This window comes from Amycolatopsis sp. NPDC088138 (assembly GCF_044741685.1).
Lineage (GTDB): Bacteria > Actinomycetota > Actinomycetes > Mycobacteriales > Pseudonocardiaceae > Amycolatopsis.
In genome coordinates, this window is record NZ_JBIUTB010000009.1 from 358,552 (window position 1) to 376,364 (window position 17,813).

At 73.0% G+C, this 17,813-nt stretch carries 11 protein-coding genes and 2 tRNA genes; 11 read left to right on the forward strand and 2 right to left on the reverse strand.

From position 1 onward, the window contains the following. Positions 1–86: 86 nt before the first annotated feature. The 7 genes from ACIOD2_RS46095 to ACIOD2_RS46125 are packed head-to-tail and all read left to right on the forward strand — an operon-like array spanning position 87 to position 11,107. A complete protein-coding gene (locus ACIOD2_RS46095; protein ID WP_400552003.1) occupies positions 87–1,472 on the forward strand; it encodes a serine hydrolase domain-containing protein in 1,386 nt (461 codons plus the stop codon). Next, positions 1,469–2,356 carry a serine hydrolase gene (locus ACIOD2_RS46100; protein WP_400552004.1) on the forward strand — a complete coding sequence of 296 codons (888 nt, stop codon included), beginning with the start codon at positions 1,469–1,471 and terminating at the stop codon, positions 2,354–2,356. The genes ACIOD2_RS46095 and ACIOD2_RS46100 overlap by 4 nt, the downstream gene beginning before the upstream one ends. Further along, positions 2,353–3,942 carry an ABC transporter substrate-binding protein gene (locus tag ACIOD2_RS46105; protein WP_400552005.1) on the forward strand — a complete coding sequence of 530 codons (1,590 nt, stop codon included), beginning with the start codon at positions 2,353–2,355 and terminating at the stop codon, positions 3,940–3,942. The genes ACIOD2_RS46100 and ACIOD2_RS46105 overlap by 4 nt, the downstream gene beginning before the upstream one ends. Continuing rightward, positions 3,939–4,919 (forward strand): ABC transporter permease, encoded by a 981-nt coding sequence (locus ACIOD2_RS46110; RefSeq protein WP_400552006.1) that lies wholly within the window; start codon positions 3,939–3,941, stop codon positions 4,917–4,919. The genes ACIOD2_RS46105 and ACIOD2_RS46110 overlap by 4 nt, the downstream gene beginning before the upstream one ends. 10 nt (positions 4,920–4,929) lie before the next feature. After that, positions 4,930–6,816: a dipeptide/oligopeptide/nickel ABC transporter permease/ATP-binding protein gene (locus ACIOD2_RS46115; protein WP_400552007.1), complete on the forward strand. Its 1,887-nt coding sequence runs from the start codon at positions 4,930–4,932 to the stop codon at positions 6,814–6,816. Then, the gene (locus ACIOD2_RS46120; protein WP_400552008.1) at positions 6,813–7,775 is read left to right on the forward strand and encodes an ABC transporter ATP-binding protein; all 963 of its coding nucleotides are present in this window, start codon (positions 6,813–6,815) and stop codon (positions 7,773–7,775) included. The genes ACIOD2_RS46115 and ACIOD2_RS46120 overlap by 4 nt, the downstream gene beginning before the upstream one ends. Next, on the forward strand, positions 7,772–11,107 hold the full coding sequence (locus ACIOD2_RS46125; protein ID WP_400552009.1) for a serine hydrolase: 3,336 nt from the start codon (positions 7,772–7,774) through the stop codon (positions 11,105–11,107). The genes ACIOD2_RS46120 and ACIOD2_RS46125 overlap by 4 nt, the downstream gene beginning before the upstream one ends. 69 nt (positions 11,108–11,176) lie before the next feature. Here the strand turns inward: ACIOD2_RS46125 and ACIOD2_RS46130 are convergent, their stop codons facing one another. After that, a complete protein-coding gene (locus ACIOD2_RS46130; RefSeq protein ID WP_400552010.1) occupies positions 11,177–12,109 on the reverse strand; it encodes a zinc-binding alcohol dehydrogenase family protein in 933 nt (310 codons plus the stop codon). Positions 12,110–12,188: 79 nt separating this feature from the next. On the opposite strand from ACIOD2_RS46130, the gene ACIOD2_RS46135 reads away from it, so the two are divergent. After that, entirely contained in the window at positions 12,189–12,611 is a 423-nt protein-coding gene (locus ACIOD2_RS46135) for a MarR family winged helix-turn-helix transcriptional regulator (RefSeq protein WP_400552011.1), read from the forward strand. Between the two features lie 95 nt (positions 12,612–12,706). Here ACIOD2_RS46135 and ACIOD2_RS46140 read toward each other — a convergent pair whose 3' ends face one another. Beyond that, the gene (locus ACIOD2_RS46140) at positions 12,707–14,140 is read right to left on the reverse strand and encodes a DHA2 family efflux MFS transporter permease subunit (protein ID WP_400552012.1); all 1,434 of its coding nucleotides are present in this window, start codon (positions 14,138–14,140) and stop codon (positions 12,707–12,709) included. A gap of 196 nt (positions 14,141–14,336) precedes the next feature. Here ACIOD2_RS46140 and ACIOD2_RS46145 point away from each other — a divergent pair. The 3 genes from ACIOD2_RS46145 to ACIOD2_RS46155 all read left to right on the forward strand — a co-directional run bounded on the left by ACIOD2_RS46145 (position 14,337) and on the right by ACIOD2_RS46155 (position 17,722). After that, positions 14,337–14,411 (forward strand) — tRNA-Val (locus tag ACIOD2_RS46145). 34 nt (positions 14,412–14,445) lie between these two features. After that, positions 14,446–14,517: transfer RNA gene (locus ACIOD2_RS46150), tRNA-Val, on the forward strand. A gap of 388 nt (positions 14,518–14,905) precedes the next feature. After that, on the forward strand, positions 14,906–17,722 hold the full coding sequence (locus ACIOD2_RS46155) for a BTAD domain-containing putative transcriptional regulator (RefSeq protein WP_400552013.1): 2,817 nt from the start codon (positions 14,906–14,908) through the stop codon (positions 17,720–17,722). The last annotated feature ends 91 nt before the right edge of the window (positions 17,723–17,813 follow it).

The window sequence follows — 17,813 nt, forward strand, 5'->3', positions numbered from 1 at the left end:
ACTCGTCGGATTCGACGAACCGGCGGGGTAAGCGCAGGTCATAGCATCGCCGGCAACGCCGGTTCACCATCGGACGAGAGGCAACCATGTCGAAACTCACCGAGCTCGGGGCCTGGCTCGAGCGCCGGCTTCCCGTACTGCTGGCCGAAAACCACGTGCCCGCCGCCTCGGTCGCGGTGTTCGCCGACGGGGAGATCCTCGACCGCGCGGCCGGGGTGCTCAACAAGGGGACCGGCGTCGAGGCGGACGCCGACTCGCTGTTCCAGATCGGTTCGGTCACCAAGGTCTGGACGGTGACGCTGGCGATGCAGCTCGTCGACGAGGGGAAGCTGGAGCTCGACGAGCCCGTCCGCAAGTACCTGCCCGAGTTCGTGCTCGCCGACGACGAGGCCGCCGCGCGGATCACCGTCCGGCAGCTGATGTGCCACACCTCCGGCTTCGAAGGCGACATCTTCACCGACACCGGCCGGGGCGCCGACTGCGTCGAGAAGTACGTCGCCACGCTGCATGACGTGCCCCAGCTCTTCCCGCCCGGCGAGATGTTCTCCTACAACAACGCCGCGCTCTGCGTGCTCGGCCGCGTCGTGGAAGTGCTGCGGGACAAGGACTACAACCAGTGCCTCGCCGATCACCTGTTCGTCCCCTTGGGACTGACGCACGCGGCGCAGAGCCCGTACGAGGCGATCCGGTTCCGCGCCGCGCTGGGCCACCTGTCGCCGGAGCCGGACGCCGAGCCGGAGCCCGCGGGGATCTGGGCGCTGGCGCCGTCGAACGCGCCGGCCGGCTCGATGCTCGCGATGCGGGCGCGGGACCTCGCGACGTTCGCCGGCATGCACCTGCGTGACGGCGAAGCCCCGGACGGCACCCGCGTGCTGAGCGCGGCGAGCGCCCGCGCCATGCGGGAACGCCTGGTGGAGCTGCCCGACCTCGGCCTGATGGGCGACGCGTGGGGCCTCGGCTGGTCGCTGTTCGACTCGGCCGGCGGGGCCCTGGTCGGCCACGACGGCAACACGATCGGCCAGGCGTCGTTCCTGCGGGTCGCTCCGGAGCACGGCGTCGCCGTCGCGCTGCTGACCAACGGCGGCGACCCGATCCCGCTCTACACCGAGATCATCGGGCACGTCCTGCGTGAGCTGACCGGGATCGAGCTGGCCCCGCCGCCGGTGCCCGACCCGGCCGCGCCGCGGGTCGACGCCTCCCGGTACGTCGGCGAGTACTCCTCGACGGTCGCGGACATCCTGGTCAGCCAGGACGACGACGGGCGCGTCTGGGTCGAGCGCGTCCCGAAGGGGATCTTCGCGGAGCTGAGCGGCCCGGTGAAGAGCGAGCTGGTCGCGATGAACGGCGACACGCTGATCCTCGCCGAGCCGATGCAGGGCATGTACATCCCGCACGCCTTCGTCGGCGACGACGGCACCGGGCACGCGCTGTACCTGCACACCGGGCGCGCCGACCGGCGGGTGCGCGCATGACCGGTGTCGAAGACGAGATCGCCGCGGTCTTCACCGCGGCGGGCGCGCGCGGCTTCGTCCACGCGCGGGAGATCGGCGGCGGGCCGGGCGAAGTGGCGCTCGGCGCGGACGAGCCGGTGGTGCTGGCGTCGGTGTTCAAGATCCCGGTCGCCGTCGCCTACGCCCGGGAGGTCGTCGCGGGACGCCTCGACGAAACCGAGCGGACGAAGGTCGGGAAGCGCTATCGCATCGGCGGGATCGGCACCGCCGGCTGCGAGGACGACGTCGAAATGAGCTGGCGCGACCTGGCGCTGTTCATGCTGACCATGAGCGACAACGCCGCCACCGACGTGGTCTACCACCGGGTCGGCCAGGCCGCCGTCGACCGCGTCCTCGCCGACCTGGACCTCAATCGGACGCGGCTGATCGGCTGCTGCGAGGACCTCTTCGCCTCGGTCATGGCCGACCTGGGCGCCGAAGGTGACCTCGACGCGGCGTTCGCCGGGGCCACCCCGGAGCAGACGTGGAAGCTCTCGGTGCTCGACCCGGACCGCACGTCGTCGTCTACACCCCGGGAGGTCACCACCCTGCTCGACGCCGTCTGGACCGACCGCGCCGCCGAACCCGCGGCGTGCGAGAAGGTCCGTTCGATGATGGCGCGCCAGATCTGGCCGCACCGGATCTCGTCCGGCTTCGGTTCGGACGTCACGATCGCGGCCAAGACCGGCACCCTGCCGGCCGTCCGCAACGAAGCCGGCGTCGTGTCCTTTCCGGACGGACGCCGGTTCGCCGTCGCGGTCTTCACCCGCGCGGACTCGCTCGACGAACGGCAGCCCGCCGTCGACGCCGGGATCGGCGCGGCCGCCCGCCTCGCCGTGGACCACCTGCGGAAGGAAACCCCATGACCCCCACACGGACCGCGGTGGTCCTGCTCGGCGGGCTCGCCCTCGTGGCGACCGCCTGCGCGGGACCGGGAGACGCCGGATCGGGCCAGACGCCCGTCGACGGCCAGACCTTCACCCTCGCCCTCGGCTCCGACCCGGGCAACCTCGACCCGCACATGTCGGTGCTGTCGGTGACCGGCCAGGTCGACAAGTTCCTCTACGACTCCCTGCTCGAGCTCAGCGCGGACGGCAAGCCCCTGCCCGAGCTGGCCGAGAAGTGGACGGCGACGTCGACCACCGCCGCCAGCTTCACCCTGCGCCCGGGCCTCACCTGCGCGGACGGCGCCCCGCTGACCGCCGCCGACGTCGCGGCGAACATCGTGTTCGTCGGCGACCCGGCGAACAAGTCGCCCTACGCCGGCCTGACGATCGCACCCGGCACGAAGGCCACCGCCGACGAGGCCACCCGCACGATCACCGTCACCAGCGGCGCGCCGGACGCGTTCCTGCTCCGCAACGTCGGCGGGCTGCCGATCGTCTGCGGCAAGGGCCTGGCCGACCGCAAGCTGCTGGCGAAGGGCGAGAGCGGCACCGGCCTGTTCGCCGTCTCCGAAACCGTGCCGAACGACCACTACACGCTCACCCGCCGCAAGGACTACACCTGGGGCCCCGGCGACTGGAAGGCCGAGCCGGGCCTGCCCGACAAGGTCGTCCTGCGGATCATCTCCAACACCTCGACCGCGGCGAACCTGCTGCTCTCGGGCGAGCTCAACGCCGGGGTGATCATCGGCCCGGACCGCCAGCGCCTCGACGCGCGCAAGCTGTTCCACGGGGACTACAACGCGCCGCTGGGCGAGATCTACTACAACCAGGCCGCGGGCCGTCCCGGCGAGGACGAAGCCGTGCGGCGCGCGCTGACGCAGTCGCTCGACCTCGCCCAGCTGGGCAAGGTGCTGACCAGCGGCACGGGCAAGCCGTCGCAGGGCCTGGTCACCGCCGACCCCAAGGCGTGCTCGGGGGACACCGTCACCGGCAACCTGCCGGCCCACGACCCGGCCGCGGCCGCGTCCGGGCTGGACGCCGCGGGGTGGAAGGCCGGCCCGGACGGCGTCCGGGTGAAGAACGGCAAGCGCCTGACGCTGAACGTCATCTACGGCACGCAGCTCGGCCCGACGATGGCCCCGACGGCGGAGCTGTTCCAGCAGAACTGGAAGGCGCTCGGCGCCGAGGTCACGCTGAAGGCCGTCGACAGCCCGGGACTGTCCCAGGTGCTGTTCGGCACCGGTGAGTGGGAGGTCTCGCTCGGCCCGCTCGGGCTCACGCTGCCCAGCCAGCTGGTGCCGTTCGTGTCCGGCCCGGCCGCGCCGGACGGGACGAACTTCGGCCACATCGCCAACCCCGCCTACGACCAGGCCGTGAAGCAGGCGGCCGCGATGAGCGGCGAAGCCAGCTGCCCGACCTGGAACGCCGCGGAGACGGCCCTGATCAAGCAGGTCGACGTGGTGCCCTACATCGACTCCGTGACCGCGGTCTACGGCAGCGGCGCGAAGTTCACGATCAGCCAGGGCGCCGTCACGCCGTCCTCGATCCGGATGTACGCGAAATGACCACGGCGACGGCGCCCGCCGGCCTGCGGGGCAGCCCGTGGCCGGCGTTCGCCGGGCGCCGGCTGGCCCGGTTCGCCGTGTCCCTCTGGGCACTGGTCACCGCGGCGTTCCTGATGATCCACCTCGTGCCCGGCGACCCGGTGCGGGCCGCGCTCGGGATGACCGCGCCCGCCGAGCTGGTGCGGGCGCGGCGCGCCGAGCTCGGCCTCGACGATCCACTGTGGACGCAGTACCTGCACTACCTGCACGGTCTGGTCACCGGGAACTTCGGCACGTCGATGGCGAGCGGGCAGCCGGTGACCCAGGTGATCGGCGACCGGCTGCCGGCGACGCTGCAGCTGGCCGCGCTGGCGTTCGTCGTGGTCATCGTCGTCGCCGTCCCGGTCGGGGTGTGCTTCGCGGTGCTGACCCGCGGCGGCCGCCGCCGCGGGACCGAGCTGGGCTTCACGTCCGGGAGCGTGCTGCTCGCCGCCATCCCGGACTTCCTGGTGGCGGTCGGGCTGGTGGCGCTGCTCGCCGTCGGCCTCGGCTGGTTCCCGGTCGCCGGCGGCGACGGCCCGAGCGCGTACGTGCTGCCCGTGGCGGCCCTCACGATCGGGCCGGCGGCGGTGCTCGCCCGCATCGTCCGGGTTGAGCTGCTTTCCGTGCTGGGCGCCGACTTCGTCCGCACCGCGCGGGCGAAGCGGCTGCCCGCGCGGCTGGTGTACGTCCGGCACGCGCTGCCGAACGCGCTGACCGCGACGCTGACCCTGGGCGGGCTGATGCTGACCGGCCTGGTGGCGGGCACGGTGCTGGTGGAGAACGTGTTCGCCTGGCCGGGCCTCGGCTCGACGATCGTGCAGTCGATCCTGCAGAAGGACTACCCGCTGGTGCAGGGGATCGTGCTCGTCTACGGCGTCGGCGTGCTGCTGGTGAACCTGCTGGTCGACGTCGTGCTCGGGCTGCTCGACCCGCGCTCGACGATCCGGGAGAGCTGAGGTGACGGCGATGCGAGCGAAGCGTGGGTCGGTGTGGACAACGGCCGTGCGCACGCCGGTGGGCGCGTGCTCGGCGGTGCTGCTGGTTCTGGTGATCGCGCTGTCGGTGCTGGCGCCGCTGTTCTGGGGCGACGGCGCCGCGGTGGTCGACACCGACGCGATCGGCCAGGGCGCGTCCGCGGCACACCCGTTCGGCACCGACTCCCTCGGCCGCGACATCTTCCTGCGCACGCTCGTCGCGACCCGGCTGTCGGTCGGCCTCGCGGTGCTCGCGACCGTGATCGGCGTCGGCGCGGGTGTCGTCCTCGGGGCGTTGCCGTCGGTGCTGCCCCGCTGGGCGGCCCGGCTGCTCACCTCGGCGATCGACATCGCCGTCGCGTTCCCCGGGCTGCTGCTGGCCCTGTTCTTCGCGGTGATCTTCGGCGTGGGCACCCAGGGCGCGGTGCTGGCGATCGCGTTCGCGATGGCGCCGGCGTTCGCCCGGCTGGTCCAGACGCTCTCGGCGTCGGTGGCCGGGCGCGACTTCATCGCCGCGGCCCGGGTCTCCGGCGTCGGCCGGATCCGGCTGCTGGCCCGGCACGTGCTGCCGAACATCGGCGAACCGCTGGTGGTGAACGCGACCATCGGCGCCGGGTCGGCGTTGCTCGCCTTCGCCGGCCTGTCGTTCCTCGGCATCGGCGTGCAGGCCCCGGCCTACGACTGGGGCCGGCTGCTGCGCGAAGGCCTCGACGGGATCTATGTGACGCCGGTGGCCGCGCTCGCGCCCGCCGTCGCCGTGGTGCTCGCCGGGCTGGCGTTCAACCTGGTGGGGGAGACGGTGGCCGCCGTGGTCGGCGTCCGCTCCCGCGCCGCCCGGCGCGCGTCCGGCCCGCTGCCCACGCCGCGTCCCGCCGTCGTCGAGGAGCCGGCGGACGACGCGGTGCTCGTCGTCGAGAACCTCCAGGTGGCCTTTCCCCGAGCGGGTGGCTGGACGGTCCCGGTGCGCGGCGTGAGCTTCACGGTGCGCGCGGGGGAGGCGATCGGCGTCGTCGGCGAGTCCGGCTCCGGCAAGAGCCTGACGGCGCTGGCCGTCTCACGCCTGATCGAGCTGCCCGGCGTGGTGACGGCGGACCGGCTGGAGTTCGCCGGGACGCCGCTGCTGACGGCGTCCGACCGCGAGCTCGGGACGTCGCTCGCCATGGTGTTCCAGGACCCGATGACGTCGTTCAACCCGGCCCGCCGGGTCGGCAGGCAGCTCGCCGAGGTGTCCGAACAGCACCACGGCCTGTCGCGGCGAGCGGCGTTCGCGCGTGCGGTCGACCGGCTGACCGCGGTGCGCATCCCGGCCGCCGCCCGCCGGGCCCGGCAGTACCCGCACGAGTTCTCCGGTGGCATGCGGCAACGGGCGATGATCGGCATGGGCCTGATGGGCTCGCCGAAGCTCGTCATCGCCGACGAGCCGACGACCGCGCTCGACGTCACCGTGCAACGCCAGGTCCTGCGACTGCTCGCCCGCACGCGCGAAGCGGAAGGGGCGGCGATCCTGCTCATCAGCCACGACATCGCCGTGGTCTCCCAGACGTGCGAGCGGATGCTGGTGATGTACGCCGGCCGGGTCGTGGAGGACCTGCCGGCCGGGCGCCCGGCCCAGCACCCGTACACGCGCGCGCTGCTGGCGACGACGGTGGACCTCGACACCGACCGTGACGAACCCCTGGCCGTGATCCCCGGTCGCCCGCCGGAGCCGGACCAGGTGCCGGGCGGCTGCGCGTTCGCCCCCCGGTGCCCCCTGGCGTCGGAACGCTGCCGGGCCGAGGACCCGGTGCTGGAGCCGGCCACCGACGCGCACCGGGTCGCGTGCTGGCACCCGCAGGTGAGTGTCCTTTCCGGACAGTCACGGAAGGAAGGTGCCGCATGAGCGAACTGCGGTTCGACACGGTGAGCGTCCGTTATGGACGGTTGACGGCGGTCGACGGCGTCAGCCTGACCGTCCCTTCCGGACAGGTCGTCGGCCTGGTCGGCGAGTCCGGCTCCGGCAAGTCGACGCTGGCGCGGGCCGCGGTCGGTCTGTCGCCGGTCAGCGGCGGCCGGGTGCTGCTCGACGGCGTCGACGTCCGGCGGCTGCCCCGGCGCAAGCCGCTGCAGATGGTGTTCCAGGACCCGTATTCCTCGTTGGACCCCCGGATGGCCGTCGGCGAGTCGATCACCGAGGCGATGCCGCGCGGTGCGCACCGCGGCGCGGCCGGGCGCCGGGCCGAGGTGGCGCGGCTGCTCGAACTGGTCAACCTGGATCCCGAACGCGCCGCGACCCTGCCCGGCCAGCTCTCGGGCGGGCAGCGGCAGCGCGTCGCCCTCGCCCGGGCGCTCGCCGGGCAGCCGAAGGTGCTGATCGCCGACGAGATCACCTCGGCGCTGGATGTTTCGGTGCAGGGCGCCGTGCTCAACCTGGTCCGCGACGTCCAGCGCCGGCTCGCGCTGTCGATGCTGTTCATCTCGCACAACCTCGCCGTGGTCCGGTACGTGAGCGACTTCGTCGCGGTGATGTACCTCGGCCGGATCGTCGAAGCCGGGCCGGCCGAGCAGGTGCTCACCGAGCCACAGCACCCGTACACGCGGGACCTGCTGGCCGCCGCGCCGTCGCCGCACCGCGGCCTGCTCGACGACGCGGGGGACGACGCGCTGGCCGACACCGAACCCGCCGACCCGCACCACCCGCCGCCCGGCTGCCACTACCACCCGCGGTGCCCGATCGGCCCGCTCGTGCACACCGACCGCACCGTCTGCCTCGACACCGACCCGGCCGCCGAGGCCGCCGAGCGTCCCCACACCGCGGCCTGCCACTTCGCCGCGACCCTTCCCACAAGGAGATCCGCATGACCCGACGCTTGAGCGCCGACGACCTGTACGCCTTCGAGTTCCCCGAGCACCCCGCGCTTTCGCCGGACGGCACGCGGATCGTGTACGTCGTGCGCACCGCCGACCGCGACGCGGACCGCGACACGCGCTCGCTCTGGCAGGTCGGCACGGACGGCGGCCCGGCGCGCCGGCTCACCCGCGGGGACGCCGACCTCGCCCCGGTGTGGTCGCCCGACGGCACGCGGATCGCCTTCCTGCGCGCGGCAGACGGCCCGGCGCAGCTGTGGCTGCTGCCCGCCGACGGCGGCGAGCCCGAGCAGGTCACCACGCTCCCGCTCGGCGCGGGCAGCCCGGTCTGGCGGCCGGACGGCGCCGAGATCGCCTTCTCCGCCCCGGTCGACCTGTCCGCCGACGAGGGTGACGACGACGCGGCCCGGGCCCGCCGCGCGGGCGCCCCGGTGGTCGCCGACCGGCTCGACTTCAAGGCCGACGGCGCCGGGCTGCTGCGGACCCTGCGCAAGCACGTCCACGTCCTCGACGTCGCCTCGGGCGAGGTCCGGCAGGTGACGTCGGGCGACTGGCACGCGGGCGATCCCGCCTGGTCGCCCGATGGCGGCCTGCTGGCGTTCCCCGCCGGTCCGGACGCCGACGCGGACCTGACGTTCCGCTCCGGCGCCTACGTCATCGAATCCGGCGACCGCCTCGCCGAGCCGCGGCTGGCCGGCTCCGGTGACGGCATGTCCGGCACGGTCACCTGGACCGCCGACGGCGCCGCGCTGCTCGTCGTCGGCCGCCGCGACACCGCGCCCGGTCACCTCGGCCTGCTGCGGATTCCCTTGGACGGCGGGGAAACCGTCGACCTGGCCGCCCCGCTGGACCGGAACGTGATGCCGGGCGGGCCGGGTTATCCCGGCGCGGTCCCGGTGCTGAGCGGGGACGGCACGACCGTCGTGTTCTGCGTCCGCGACCGTGGCTACACGCACGTCTACGCGGTCGGCGTCGACGGCGGCGAACCGCGGCTGGTGGCCGGGGGCACCGGGAACACGCTGTCGGACGTTTCCGTCGCCGGAGACACCGTGGCGGTCGTCCTGGCGACGCCGACGTCGTACGGCGAGATCGCCACGGTCGGGGTCGCCGGGGGAACACCTGACGTGCACACTTCGCACGGCACCAACGACGTCGAACTGTTCACGCACGAGGAACGCGAGTTCACCGTCTCCGACGGCACAGTCGTGCACGGCTGGCTGCTGCGCGACCCCGAGCGCACCGGCCCGCTGCCGCTGCTGCTGGACATCCACGGCGGCCCGCACAACGCGTGGAACGGCACCGCCGACCCGGTGCACTCGTATCACCAGCAGCTGGCCGCGCGCGGCTGGGCCGTGCTGCTGCTCAACCCGCGCGGCAGCGACGGGTACGGCGAAGCGTTCTACACCGCGGCCGTCGGCGCCTGGGGTGTCGCCGACGCCAAGGACTTCCTCGAGCCGCTGGACGCGCTCGTCGCCGAAGGGGCCGCGGACGCGAAGCGGCTCGCGGTCTCCGGCTACAGCTACGGCGGCTTCATGACGTGCTACCTGACCAGCCACGACGACCGCTTCGCCGCGGCCGTCGCGGGCGGGGTCGTCAGCGACGCGGTCAGCATGTCCGGCACGTCCGACAGCGGGCACTACCTCGGCGTCGCCGAGCTGGGCGGAGCGTCCTCTGTGGACCAAGCGCACTTCGCCGAGTCATCACCGCTGGCGCGGGTCGGGCACGTCCGCACGCCGACGCTCGTGGTGCACGGCGCCGACGACGACCGCTGCCCGGTCGGGCAGGCCGAGCAGTGGTTCACGGCGCTGCGCGAGCAGGGGGTGCCGGCCCGGATGGTGCTCTACCCCGGCGCGTCCCACCTGTTCATCCTCGAGGGCAAACCCTCGCACCGCGCGGACTTCAACCGCCGCGTCTTCGACTGGGTCGAGCAGCACGCGGGCACGCCGGGCCGGGTGCCGCTCGACGCCGCGCACTGGCGGCGGCGCCTCGCCGCGCTCGCGCGCAAGCACCGCGTACCCGGCGCGTCCCTGGGCATCCTGCGCCTCGACGGCGACGAGCGGATCTTCGCGACCACCGGGGTGCTCAACAAGGCGACCAGGGTCGAGGTCACCGAGGACTCGGTGTTCCAGATCGGCTCGATCACCAAGGTGTGGACGGCGACCGTCGCGATGCAACTGGTCGACGAGGGCTTGCTGGAGCTGGACGCGCCGATCGCCGACGTGCTGCCGGAGCTGCGGCTGGCCGACCCCGACGTCACCAAGCAGGTGACGCTGCGGCACCTGCTCACCCACACCAGCGGCATCGACGGTGACGTCTTCACCGACACCGGCCGCGGCGACGACTGCGTGGAGAAGTACGTCGAGGTGCTGGACCAGGCCGCGCAGACCCACCCGCTCGGCGCGACCCTGTCGTACAGCAACTCGGGCTTCATCCTCGCGGGCCGCGTCATCGAGAAGCTGACCGGCAAGACGTGGGACGCGGCGCTGCGGGAGCGGCTGTTCACCCCGCTCGGCCTGACGCACACGGGCACCCTGCCCGAAGAGGCCCTGATGTTCCGCGCGGCGATGGGCCACGTCGCGGCCGGCGACGCCGAGCCGCAGCCGGCGCCGGTGTGGGGCCTGCCGCGCTCGGCGGGCCCGGCCGGCCTGATCACGGCGACCACCGCGGACGTCCTGACGTTCGCCCGCCTGCACCTGACCGGCGGCCTCGGCCCGGACGGCACGCGCGTGCTGAGCGCGGCGTCCGCCACCGCGATGACCGAACGCCAGGCGGACATGCCCGACAAGTACACCCTCGGCGACTCGTGGGGCCTCGGCTGGATCCGCTTCGACTGGGACGGCCACCGCGTCTACGGCCACGACGGCAACACGATCGGGCAGTCGGCGTTCCTGCGGATCCTGCCGGAACCCGGCCTGGCCGTCACGCTGCTCGCCAACGGCGGCAACACGCACGACCTGTACGAGGAGCTGTACCGCGAGATCTTCGCGGAGCTGGCGGGTGTCGCGATGCCGCAGCCGCTGACCCCGGCGGCCACACCGCCCTCGGTCGACGTCGCGGAGTTCCTCGGGGTGTACGAGCGGGAGTCGGTGCGCACGGAGGTCTTCGAAGGCGAGTCGGGCCTGCGCATCCGCCAGACGGTCACCGGCCCGCTCGCCGAGCTGGTCCCGGAACCGAGCACCGAGGACGCCCTGGTCCCGATCGGCCCGGCCCACTTCGCCCTGCGCCCGGCGGGCACGAAGTCCTGGCAGTCGGTGACGTTCTACCAGCTGCCGACGGGGGAGCGATACCTGCACACCGGAGTGCGAGCCACCCCGAAATCAAGCTGACCCCCTGGTCTGAAGGTCCGTGAAGGCCACATTGAGGGACTCTGAGTCCCTCAATGTGGCCTTCACGGACTACGGGACGATCACCACCCGCTGGTTGTCGCCCGGGTCTTTCCACGCCGCTTCGACGTCCTCCAGCGGCACGGTGCGCGCGTCGATCCGGAACGTGCCCCGGCCGATCTCCTCGGCCAGGGCGGGCAGCTCGGCGACGATGTCCCGCGCGGGGACCGAGCCCTGGCCGCTGCCCACCAGCTGCAGCCGCGCCGCCCGCAACGCGGCCGACGGCAGCGACGTCGTCCGGCCCGCCACCGAGCCGATCTCGATCCAGGTCAGCGGCCGGGCCCGGTCCGCGCGGTGGGTGACGATCTCGCGCAGCGCCTCGGCGGTCGGCTCGCCCCAGACGTAGTCGAGGACCACGTCGACGTCCGCGGCCTCCGTGGCGACGTCGGCCAGGGACACCGCGACGTCGGCGCCCAGGCCCGGCAGGGTCGCGAGACGGCCGGGGTCGCGGCCCGCGGCGACGACCCTCCCGGCCCCGAGGTGCCGCGCCACCTGGACGGCCAGCCGTCCCGCGTTGCCCGTCGCGCCCAGGACGAGGACGTCCTGCCCGGCGGTGAACTCGATCCGCCGCCGCAGCGCGATCCACGCCGACATCGCCGGGTTCATGCCCGCGGCCACGAGCACCGGGTCGCTGTCGCCGGGCAGCACGACGCTGCGGCGCAGGTCCACGACCGTCCGCTCGGCCAGCGCGCCCATCGCCGTGTCCGGCAGGACGAAGTACCGCAGGCTGCCGTCGGGAGCGCGGCCCACGCCGTCGATCCCGGGCACGAACGGCAGCTCGGCGGACTCGGTGTAGTGCGAGCCGTCGGCCTGCGACCGCACCCGCGGGTGCAGGCCGGCGGCGAGGACGTCGACGAGCACCTCGTCCGGCGTTTCCGGTGCGGGCACGGGAAAGTCCTGGCAGGACGGCGGTGTGCCGAACGACGTGACGACCGCTGCGCGCATGGCGACCCCCTACGGAGTTGATTGGTAGTGCCAACTAGATTAGCTGGCACTACCAACTAGTTCAAGGTAGTGTCGCGGCATGACCGAACCCGGCCCCGACGAAGTGATGGACCGTCTGGTCCAGGTGTCCTTCACGGTGATGGCGCTGCTCAGCCGCGCGGCGGCCGCCCACGACCTGTCACTGACGCAGCTGCGCGCGCTGGCGATCCTGCGCGACCGCACGCCGAAGATGGCGGAACTGGCCGACTACCTCGGCCTGGACCGCTCGTCGGTGACCGGGCTGATCGACCGGGCCGTCAAGCGCGGCCTGGTGCGGCGGGAGGCCAGCGACGACGACGGGCGCGCGGTGCGCGTCGGCCTGACCGAGCAGGCCCACCGGCTCGCCGGCGAGCTCGGCGCGGAGATCGCGGCGCTGCTCGCGCCGCTGACCCACGACCTCACCCCGGCGGAACGGAACCGGCTGGGTGCCCTGCTGGGCCGGATGCTGCCCCCGGAGAGGTGACCCAGCTGCCCCGCCGGAGGTGGTGGCCGGGTGGTCGTGAGTGTTTAGGAGTGCTCTAACCCTTCTAAACACTCACGACCACCGCGGCGCAGGGTCTAGCTGCCGGAACTCGCGGACGAGCGGCGGATCAGCCAGCTGAGCCCGAATGCCAGCAGCCCGATGCACCCGGCGACCACGAACGCCGTCCGCAGTCCCGCCGCGTCCGGGCTGCCCGCGGTGGCATCCGCGGTGCCGAGGGTGGCCACGCTGACGAACAACGCCGTCCCCATCGCCCCCGCCACCTGCTGCAGCGTCGACAGGATCGCGCTGCCGTGCGAGTACAGGTGCTCGGGCAGCACACCGAGCGACTCGGTCATCAGCGGCGTCATCATCAGGCCCAGCCCGGCCATCAGCAGCACGTGGATCCCGATCACCGCGATCAGCGGCGACGTCGGCCCCAGCAGCGTGAACAGCCACAGCGACAGCGCCATGGCCGCCGCACCCGGGATGACGAGCGGGCGTGCACCCACACGGTCGAACAGCGCCCCCACTGGCCGGCCCAGCAGCCCGAGCACCAGCCCGCCCGGCAGCACCGCCAGCCCGCTCACGAACGTGCTGGTGTGCAGCACCGTCTGCAGGTAGAGCGGCAGCAGGATCGCGGCCGCGCCGATCAGGCACACGAACAGCAGCGCCGTCAGCACCAGCGCCACCACGAACGGGCGATGGGTGAACGGCCGCAGGTCCAGCAGCGCGCGGTCCCGGCGCTGCAGGCGCAGCTGACGCCACGTGAACACCACGAGCGCAAGTGCCCCGACGACGATCGGCAGCCACGCCGGCACCGGCGGCTCCGCACCGCCCGCCTCACCGGTCGACGACAGCCCGTACAGCAGCCCGCCGAACCCGATCGCCGACAGCAGCACCGAAGGCACGTCCAGCGGAACCCGGCGCGTCTCGCTCTCCAGCCGCAGCCGCAGCAGCCCGATCACCAGCGCGGCCAGCGACAACGGCAGCACGATCCAGAACATCCACCGCCAGCCCAGCGACAGCACGGCCCCGCCGATCGTCGGCCCGATGGCCGGCGCCACGGCGATGACGATCGTGATCGTGCCCATCGTCGCGCCCCGCCGCTGCGGCGGCACCAGCCGCATCACGGTGGTCATCAGCAGCGGCAGCATCACGGCCGTGCCGCACGCCTGCACCACCCGCCCGGCCAGCAGCACCTCGAACCCGGGAGCCAGCGCGCTGATCAGCGTGCCGAGGCTGAACGCCGTCAGCGACACGACGAAGACCTGCCGCGGGGTGAACCGCTCCAGCAGGAACCCGGTCGTCGGGATGACGACCGCCATCGTCAGCAGGAACCCGCTGGTGAGCCACTGCACCGTCGTCGTCGGCACGTTCAGGTCGACCGTCAGATCGCGCAACGCGACGCTCAGGATCGTCTCGTTCAGGATCATCACGAACGCCGACAGCACGAGGACCCCGATGAGGAGCCCCGAGCCCGCCGGGGCGGCCGTCCGGGAGGCGGGTGCGGTGTGCACGGTGTCGGTCATCGGGGTGGAAGCTCCTGTCGGCCGCCGGCGGCGACGGTCGGAAGTGTGCGCTGGTCTCCGTCCCAGTCTGCCTGGGCCGCGGGGCCCGTGTCACGGCGGTTTACCGCGTGGACCCGGTCACACCGGCCGAAACCGAACCCCCTGCAACCCCCTCGACACCGTCCGATATGCTTCTGCGAGTACGGACTTCCGGAGCGCGCGATTAGCTCAGCGGGAGAGCGCTTCCCTGACACGGAAGAGGTCACTGGTTCAATCCCAGTATCGCGCACCAGGGTTCCCCAACCCTTCAGCGGAGTTCGTACCGCGGGCGATTAGCTCAGGGGGAGAGCGCTTCGTTCACACCGAAGAGGTCACTGGTTCGATCCCAGTATCGCCCACGAGATTTAGCTGGTGAGCCCCTGTTCGCGGAAAGCGCGAACGGGGGCTCATCTCGTTGTGTCCTGTGGGGGGCGAGCCCCCACACCCCCGCCGGGGGCACGCCCCCGGACCCCCAACCGTGGTTGCGTTGGTCTGGTGGGTGGTCGTTGTCGTTGTTGTTCGTCCTGGTTCGCGTCGACGTGGTTAAGAAGTTCCGCTTGGTGTCGGATCGCGGTTGGACGGTGACTGTCCGTTGGGTTTTCTGTCCTTTGTGGACGTTTGGGGTTTGTTGTGGGGTAGGGGTTTCCGCCAGCAGGGTGCTTTTCGGTGGACCGACCGGGTGCCGGTAATCCTGAATGCCCTGAACGGGTGTGTATCCGGGGGGCGGGGCGTGTTCTCCTTTGGGAGATGGAAAACGCTGGGGAGCAGGACGATGGACCGCCGCGGGTTCGCGTTCTCGGCCCGTTCGAGGTGTGCGCGCAGGAGCGTGCCCTGGTTCTTGGCGGCACCCGGATTCGGACCCTTCTTGCCCTTCTGACCGTCAACGCCGGCCGCGTTACCGGCGTCGGTGCGCTGGTGGAAGCCTTGTGGGGTGGTGATGCGCCTCCGGATGCGCGGCGGACCGTGCGGACCTATGTGTCCCGTGCGCGTCGCAGCCTGGTGCCGTTGGCCGCTGCCCTCGGTATCGGCGAACTCATCACTACGCACCCGGCTGGTTACACGCTGCTGGTATCGCCTGGCCTTGTTGATGCCGCCCGGTTCGAGCGGCAGGTCGCCGCGGGTCGCGAGGCCCTCGCGGCGAGCCGGTACGTCGAAGCGCGCGAGATCCTTTCCTCGGCTTTGGCGCTGTGGCGTGGTGATGCTTATGGGGAGTTCGCCGGCGTGGCGTCTCTGCGGTCCGAGGCCGCCCGGCTGGAGAGCCTGCGCCTGACCGCCACCGAGGACCGCGTCGAAGCCGAGCTCGCCACCGGCGCGAGCGCCACCCTGGTCGAGGAGCTCACCGGCCTGACCGAACGCGAGCCCGGCCGCGACCGGCTGTGGGGCCAGCTGATGATCGCGCTGTACCGCGCGAACCGCCAGGCGGACGCCCTGGACGTCTTCTCCCGCGCCCGCACCCAGCTCGTCGAGCGGTTCGGCCTGGACCCCTCGGCCCGGCTGGCCGAGATCCACCGCCAGGTGCTCGACGGCGACCCGCGGCTGCTCGGGCAGCGCCCGGCGCAGAGCGTCGTCACCCGGCTGCCCGCGCCCGCGCGCAACGACCTGCCCGGCGACATCCCCGACTTCGCCGGCCGCGAACCCGAGCTCGCCCGGCTGCTGTCCGCCCGGGAGAAGGCCCCCGACGTCACCGTCGTCACCGCGATCGACGGGATGGCCGGAGTCGGGAAGACGACCCTGGCCGTGCACGCCGCGCACCGCCTCGCCGGGCACTACCGCGACGCGCAGCTGTTCGTCGACCTGAACGGGCACACCCCCGGCCAGGAGCCGACGTCCCCCGCGGCGGCCCTCGACGCGCTCCTGCGCGCCCTCGACGTGCCCGCCGACCGCATCCCCGCCGACCAGCACGCCCGGGCGGCGCTGTGGCGGGCGGAGCTGGCCACCCGGTCCGTGCTGGTGGTGCTGGACAACGCCGCCGACGCCGCGCAGGTCCGGCCGCTGCTGCCCGGCAGCCCGCGCAGCCTCGCGCTGGTGACCAGCCGTCGCCGTCTCGTCGACCTCGAAGCCGCCGACGTCGTCTCCCTGGACGTGCTGCCCGAGGCGGACGCGGTGGTGCTGTTCACCGGGGTCGTCGGCCAGGCCCGGGGGGACGCCGAAGCCGCGTCCGTCCTGGACGTCGTCCACCACTGCGGCCAGCTCCCGCTGGCCATCCGCCTCGCCGCGGCCCGGCTGCGCACCCGCCAGGCGTGGACGGTCCGGTACCTGGCGCGCCGGCTGCAGCACGCCCGCTGGCCGCTGGCCGAGCTGTCGGCGGGGGACCGCGGGGTGGCCGCGGCGTTCGCGTTGTCCTACGAACAGCTCGACGACCCGCGGCAGCGCATGTTCCGGCTGCTCGGGGTGCACCCGGGCCCGGACTTCGACGCCCCGGCCGCCGCCGCGCTCGCCGCGCTGGACCTCGCCGACGCCGAGCAGCTGCTGGAAAGCCTGGTCGACGACCACCTGCTGCAGCAGCACGCGCCGGGCCGCTACCGCTTCCACGACCTGCTCCGCCGGCACGCGCACACCACCGCGCTCGACGGCGAACCCGAGCCGGACCGGCGCGCGGCGCTGCGCCGGGTCGTCGACTTCCACCTGCACACGGCCTACCACGGCAGCCGCCTGCTCGACGACCAGCACCCGCCGATCGACCTCGACCCGCCCGGGTGCGAGCCATGGCCGCTCGAAGACGCCGAGGAGGCGATGGGCTGGTTCGACGCCAACCACCGCTGCGTCGTCGCCGCGCGCGCCGCCGCCGAGGAACAGGGGTGGGACACCGCGGTGTGGCAGCTCGCCTGGACCCTCGACAACTTCCACTACCGCCGCGGCGACCTGCACGCCAACATCGAATGCTGGCGAGCGGGCCTGGCCGCGGCCGAACGACTGGGCGACCAGGCCGCCCAAGCCCGCGCCCACCGGCGGCTCGGGCTCGTCTACGCGCCACTGGGGCGGTTTTCCGAGGCGCTGGACCACCTGGGTGAGTCGCTGCGGCTGGCCGAGGAGATCGGCGACCTGCTCGGCCAGGCGGGTGTGCACTACGTGCTTGCGCTGGCCTGGCACGAGCAGGAAGACCACGTCCGCGCGCTCACCCGCGCCTTCAGCTCCCACGACCTGTACCGCACGCTCGGCAACACCAAGTGGGAAACGCGCGCGCTGAGCCTGATCGGGACCTGTTACAGCCACCTCGGCCACCACGGCGAGGCCCGCCGCTACTGCCGGACGGCGCTCGCGCTTTCCTTGCGCCGCAAGGACGTCTACGGCGAGGCGGACAGCCTGGAAAGCCTCGGCCGGATCGCGAACGACCTCGGCGAACACCCGAGGGCACTGGAGCACTACGAGCGGGCCCTGGAACTCTGGCGCGCGCTGGACAACACCTACCGGCAGGCGGGCGTCCTGTCGGCACTGGGCGACACCCACCGGCAGCTGGCGGACTCCGCGAGGGCCCGCGCGGCCTGGCGGGCGGCGGAGGAGCTGTACCGGGCGCGGGAGCTGCACGTGGCCGCCGACCGGGTCGGCCGCAGCCGCACCGGCTGACCCCGCGGCCTGACAGGGAAAGTCCGTGAAGGCCACCTTGAGGGACTCTACGTCCCTCAAGGTGGCCTTCACGGACTTGGGACGCCCCGCC

Bases quoted from the DNA above. Each gene is read 5' to 3' on its own strand.
- ACIOD2_RS46095 (WP_400552003.1), top strand. From the start codon at position 87: ATGTCGAAACTCACCGAGCTCGGGGCCTGGCTCGAGCGCCGGCTTCCC.
- ACIOD2_RS46100 (WP_400552004.1), top strand. From the start codon at position 1,469: ATGACCGGTGTCGAAGACGAGATCGCCGCGGTCTTCACCGCGGCGGGC.
- ACIOD2_RS46105 (WP_400552005.1), top strand. From the start codon at position 2,353: ATGACCCCCACACGGACCGCGGTGGTCCTGCTCGGCGGGCTCGCCCTC.
- ACIOD2_RS46110 (WP_400552006.1), top strand. From the start codon at position 3,939: ATGACCACGGCGACGGCGCCCGCCGGCCTGCGGGGCAGCCCGTGGCCG.
- ACIOD2_RS46115 (WP_400552007.1), top strand. From the start codon at position 4,930: ATGCGAGCGAAGCGTGGGTCGGTGTGGACAACGGCCGTGCGCACGCCG.
- ACIOD2_RS46120 (WP_400552008.1), top strand. From the start codon at position 6,813: ATGAGCGAACTGCGGTTCGACACGGTGAGCGTCCGTTATGGACGGTTG.
- ACIOD2_RS46125 (WP_400552009.1), top strand. From the start codon at position 7,772: ATGACCCGACGCTTGAGCGCCGACGACCTGTACGCCTTCGAGTTCCCC.
- ACIOD2_RS46130 (WP_400552010.1), bottom strand. From the start codon at position 12,109: ATGCGCGCAGCGGTCGTCACGTCGTTCGGCACACCGCCGTCCTGCCAG.
- ACIOD2_RS46135 (WP_400552011.1), top strand. From the start codon at position 12,189: ATGACCGAACCCGGCCCCGACGAAGTGATGGACCGTCTGGTCCAGGTG.
- ACIOD2_RS46140 (WP_400552012.1), bottom strand. From the start codon at position 14,140: ATGACCGACACCGTGCACACCGCACCCGCCTCCCGGACGGCCGCCCCG.
- ACIOD2_RS46155 (WP_400552013.1), top strand. From the start codon at position 14,906: ATGGAAAACGCTGGGGAGCAGGACGATGGACCGCCGCGGGTTCGCGTT.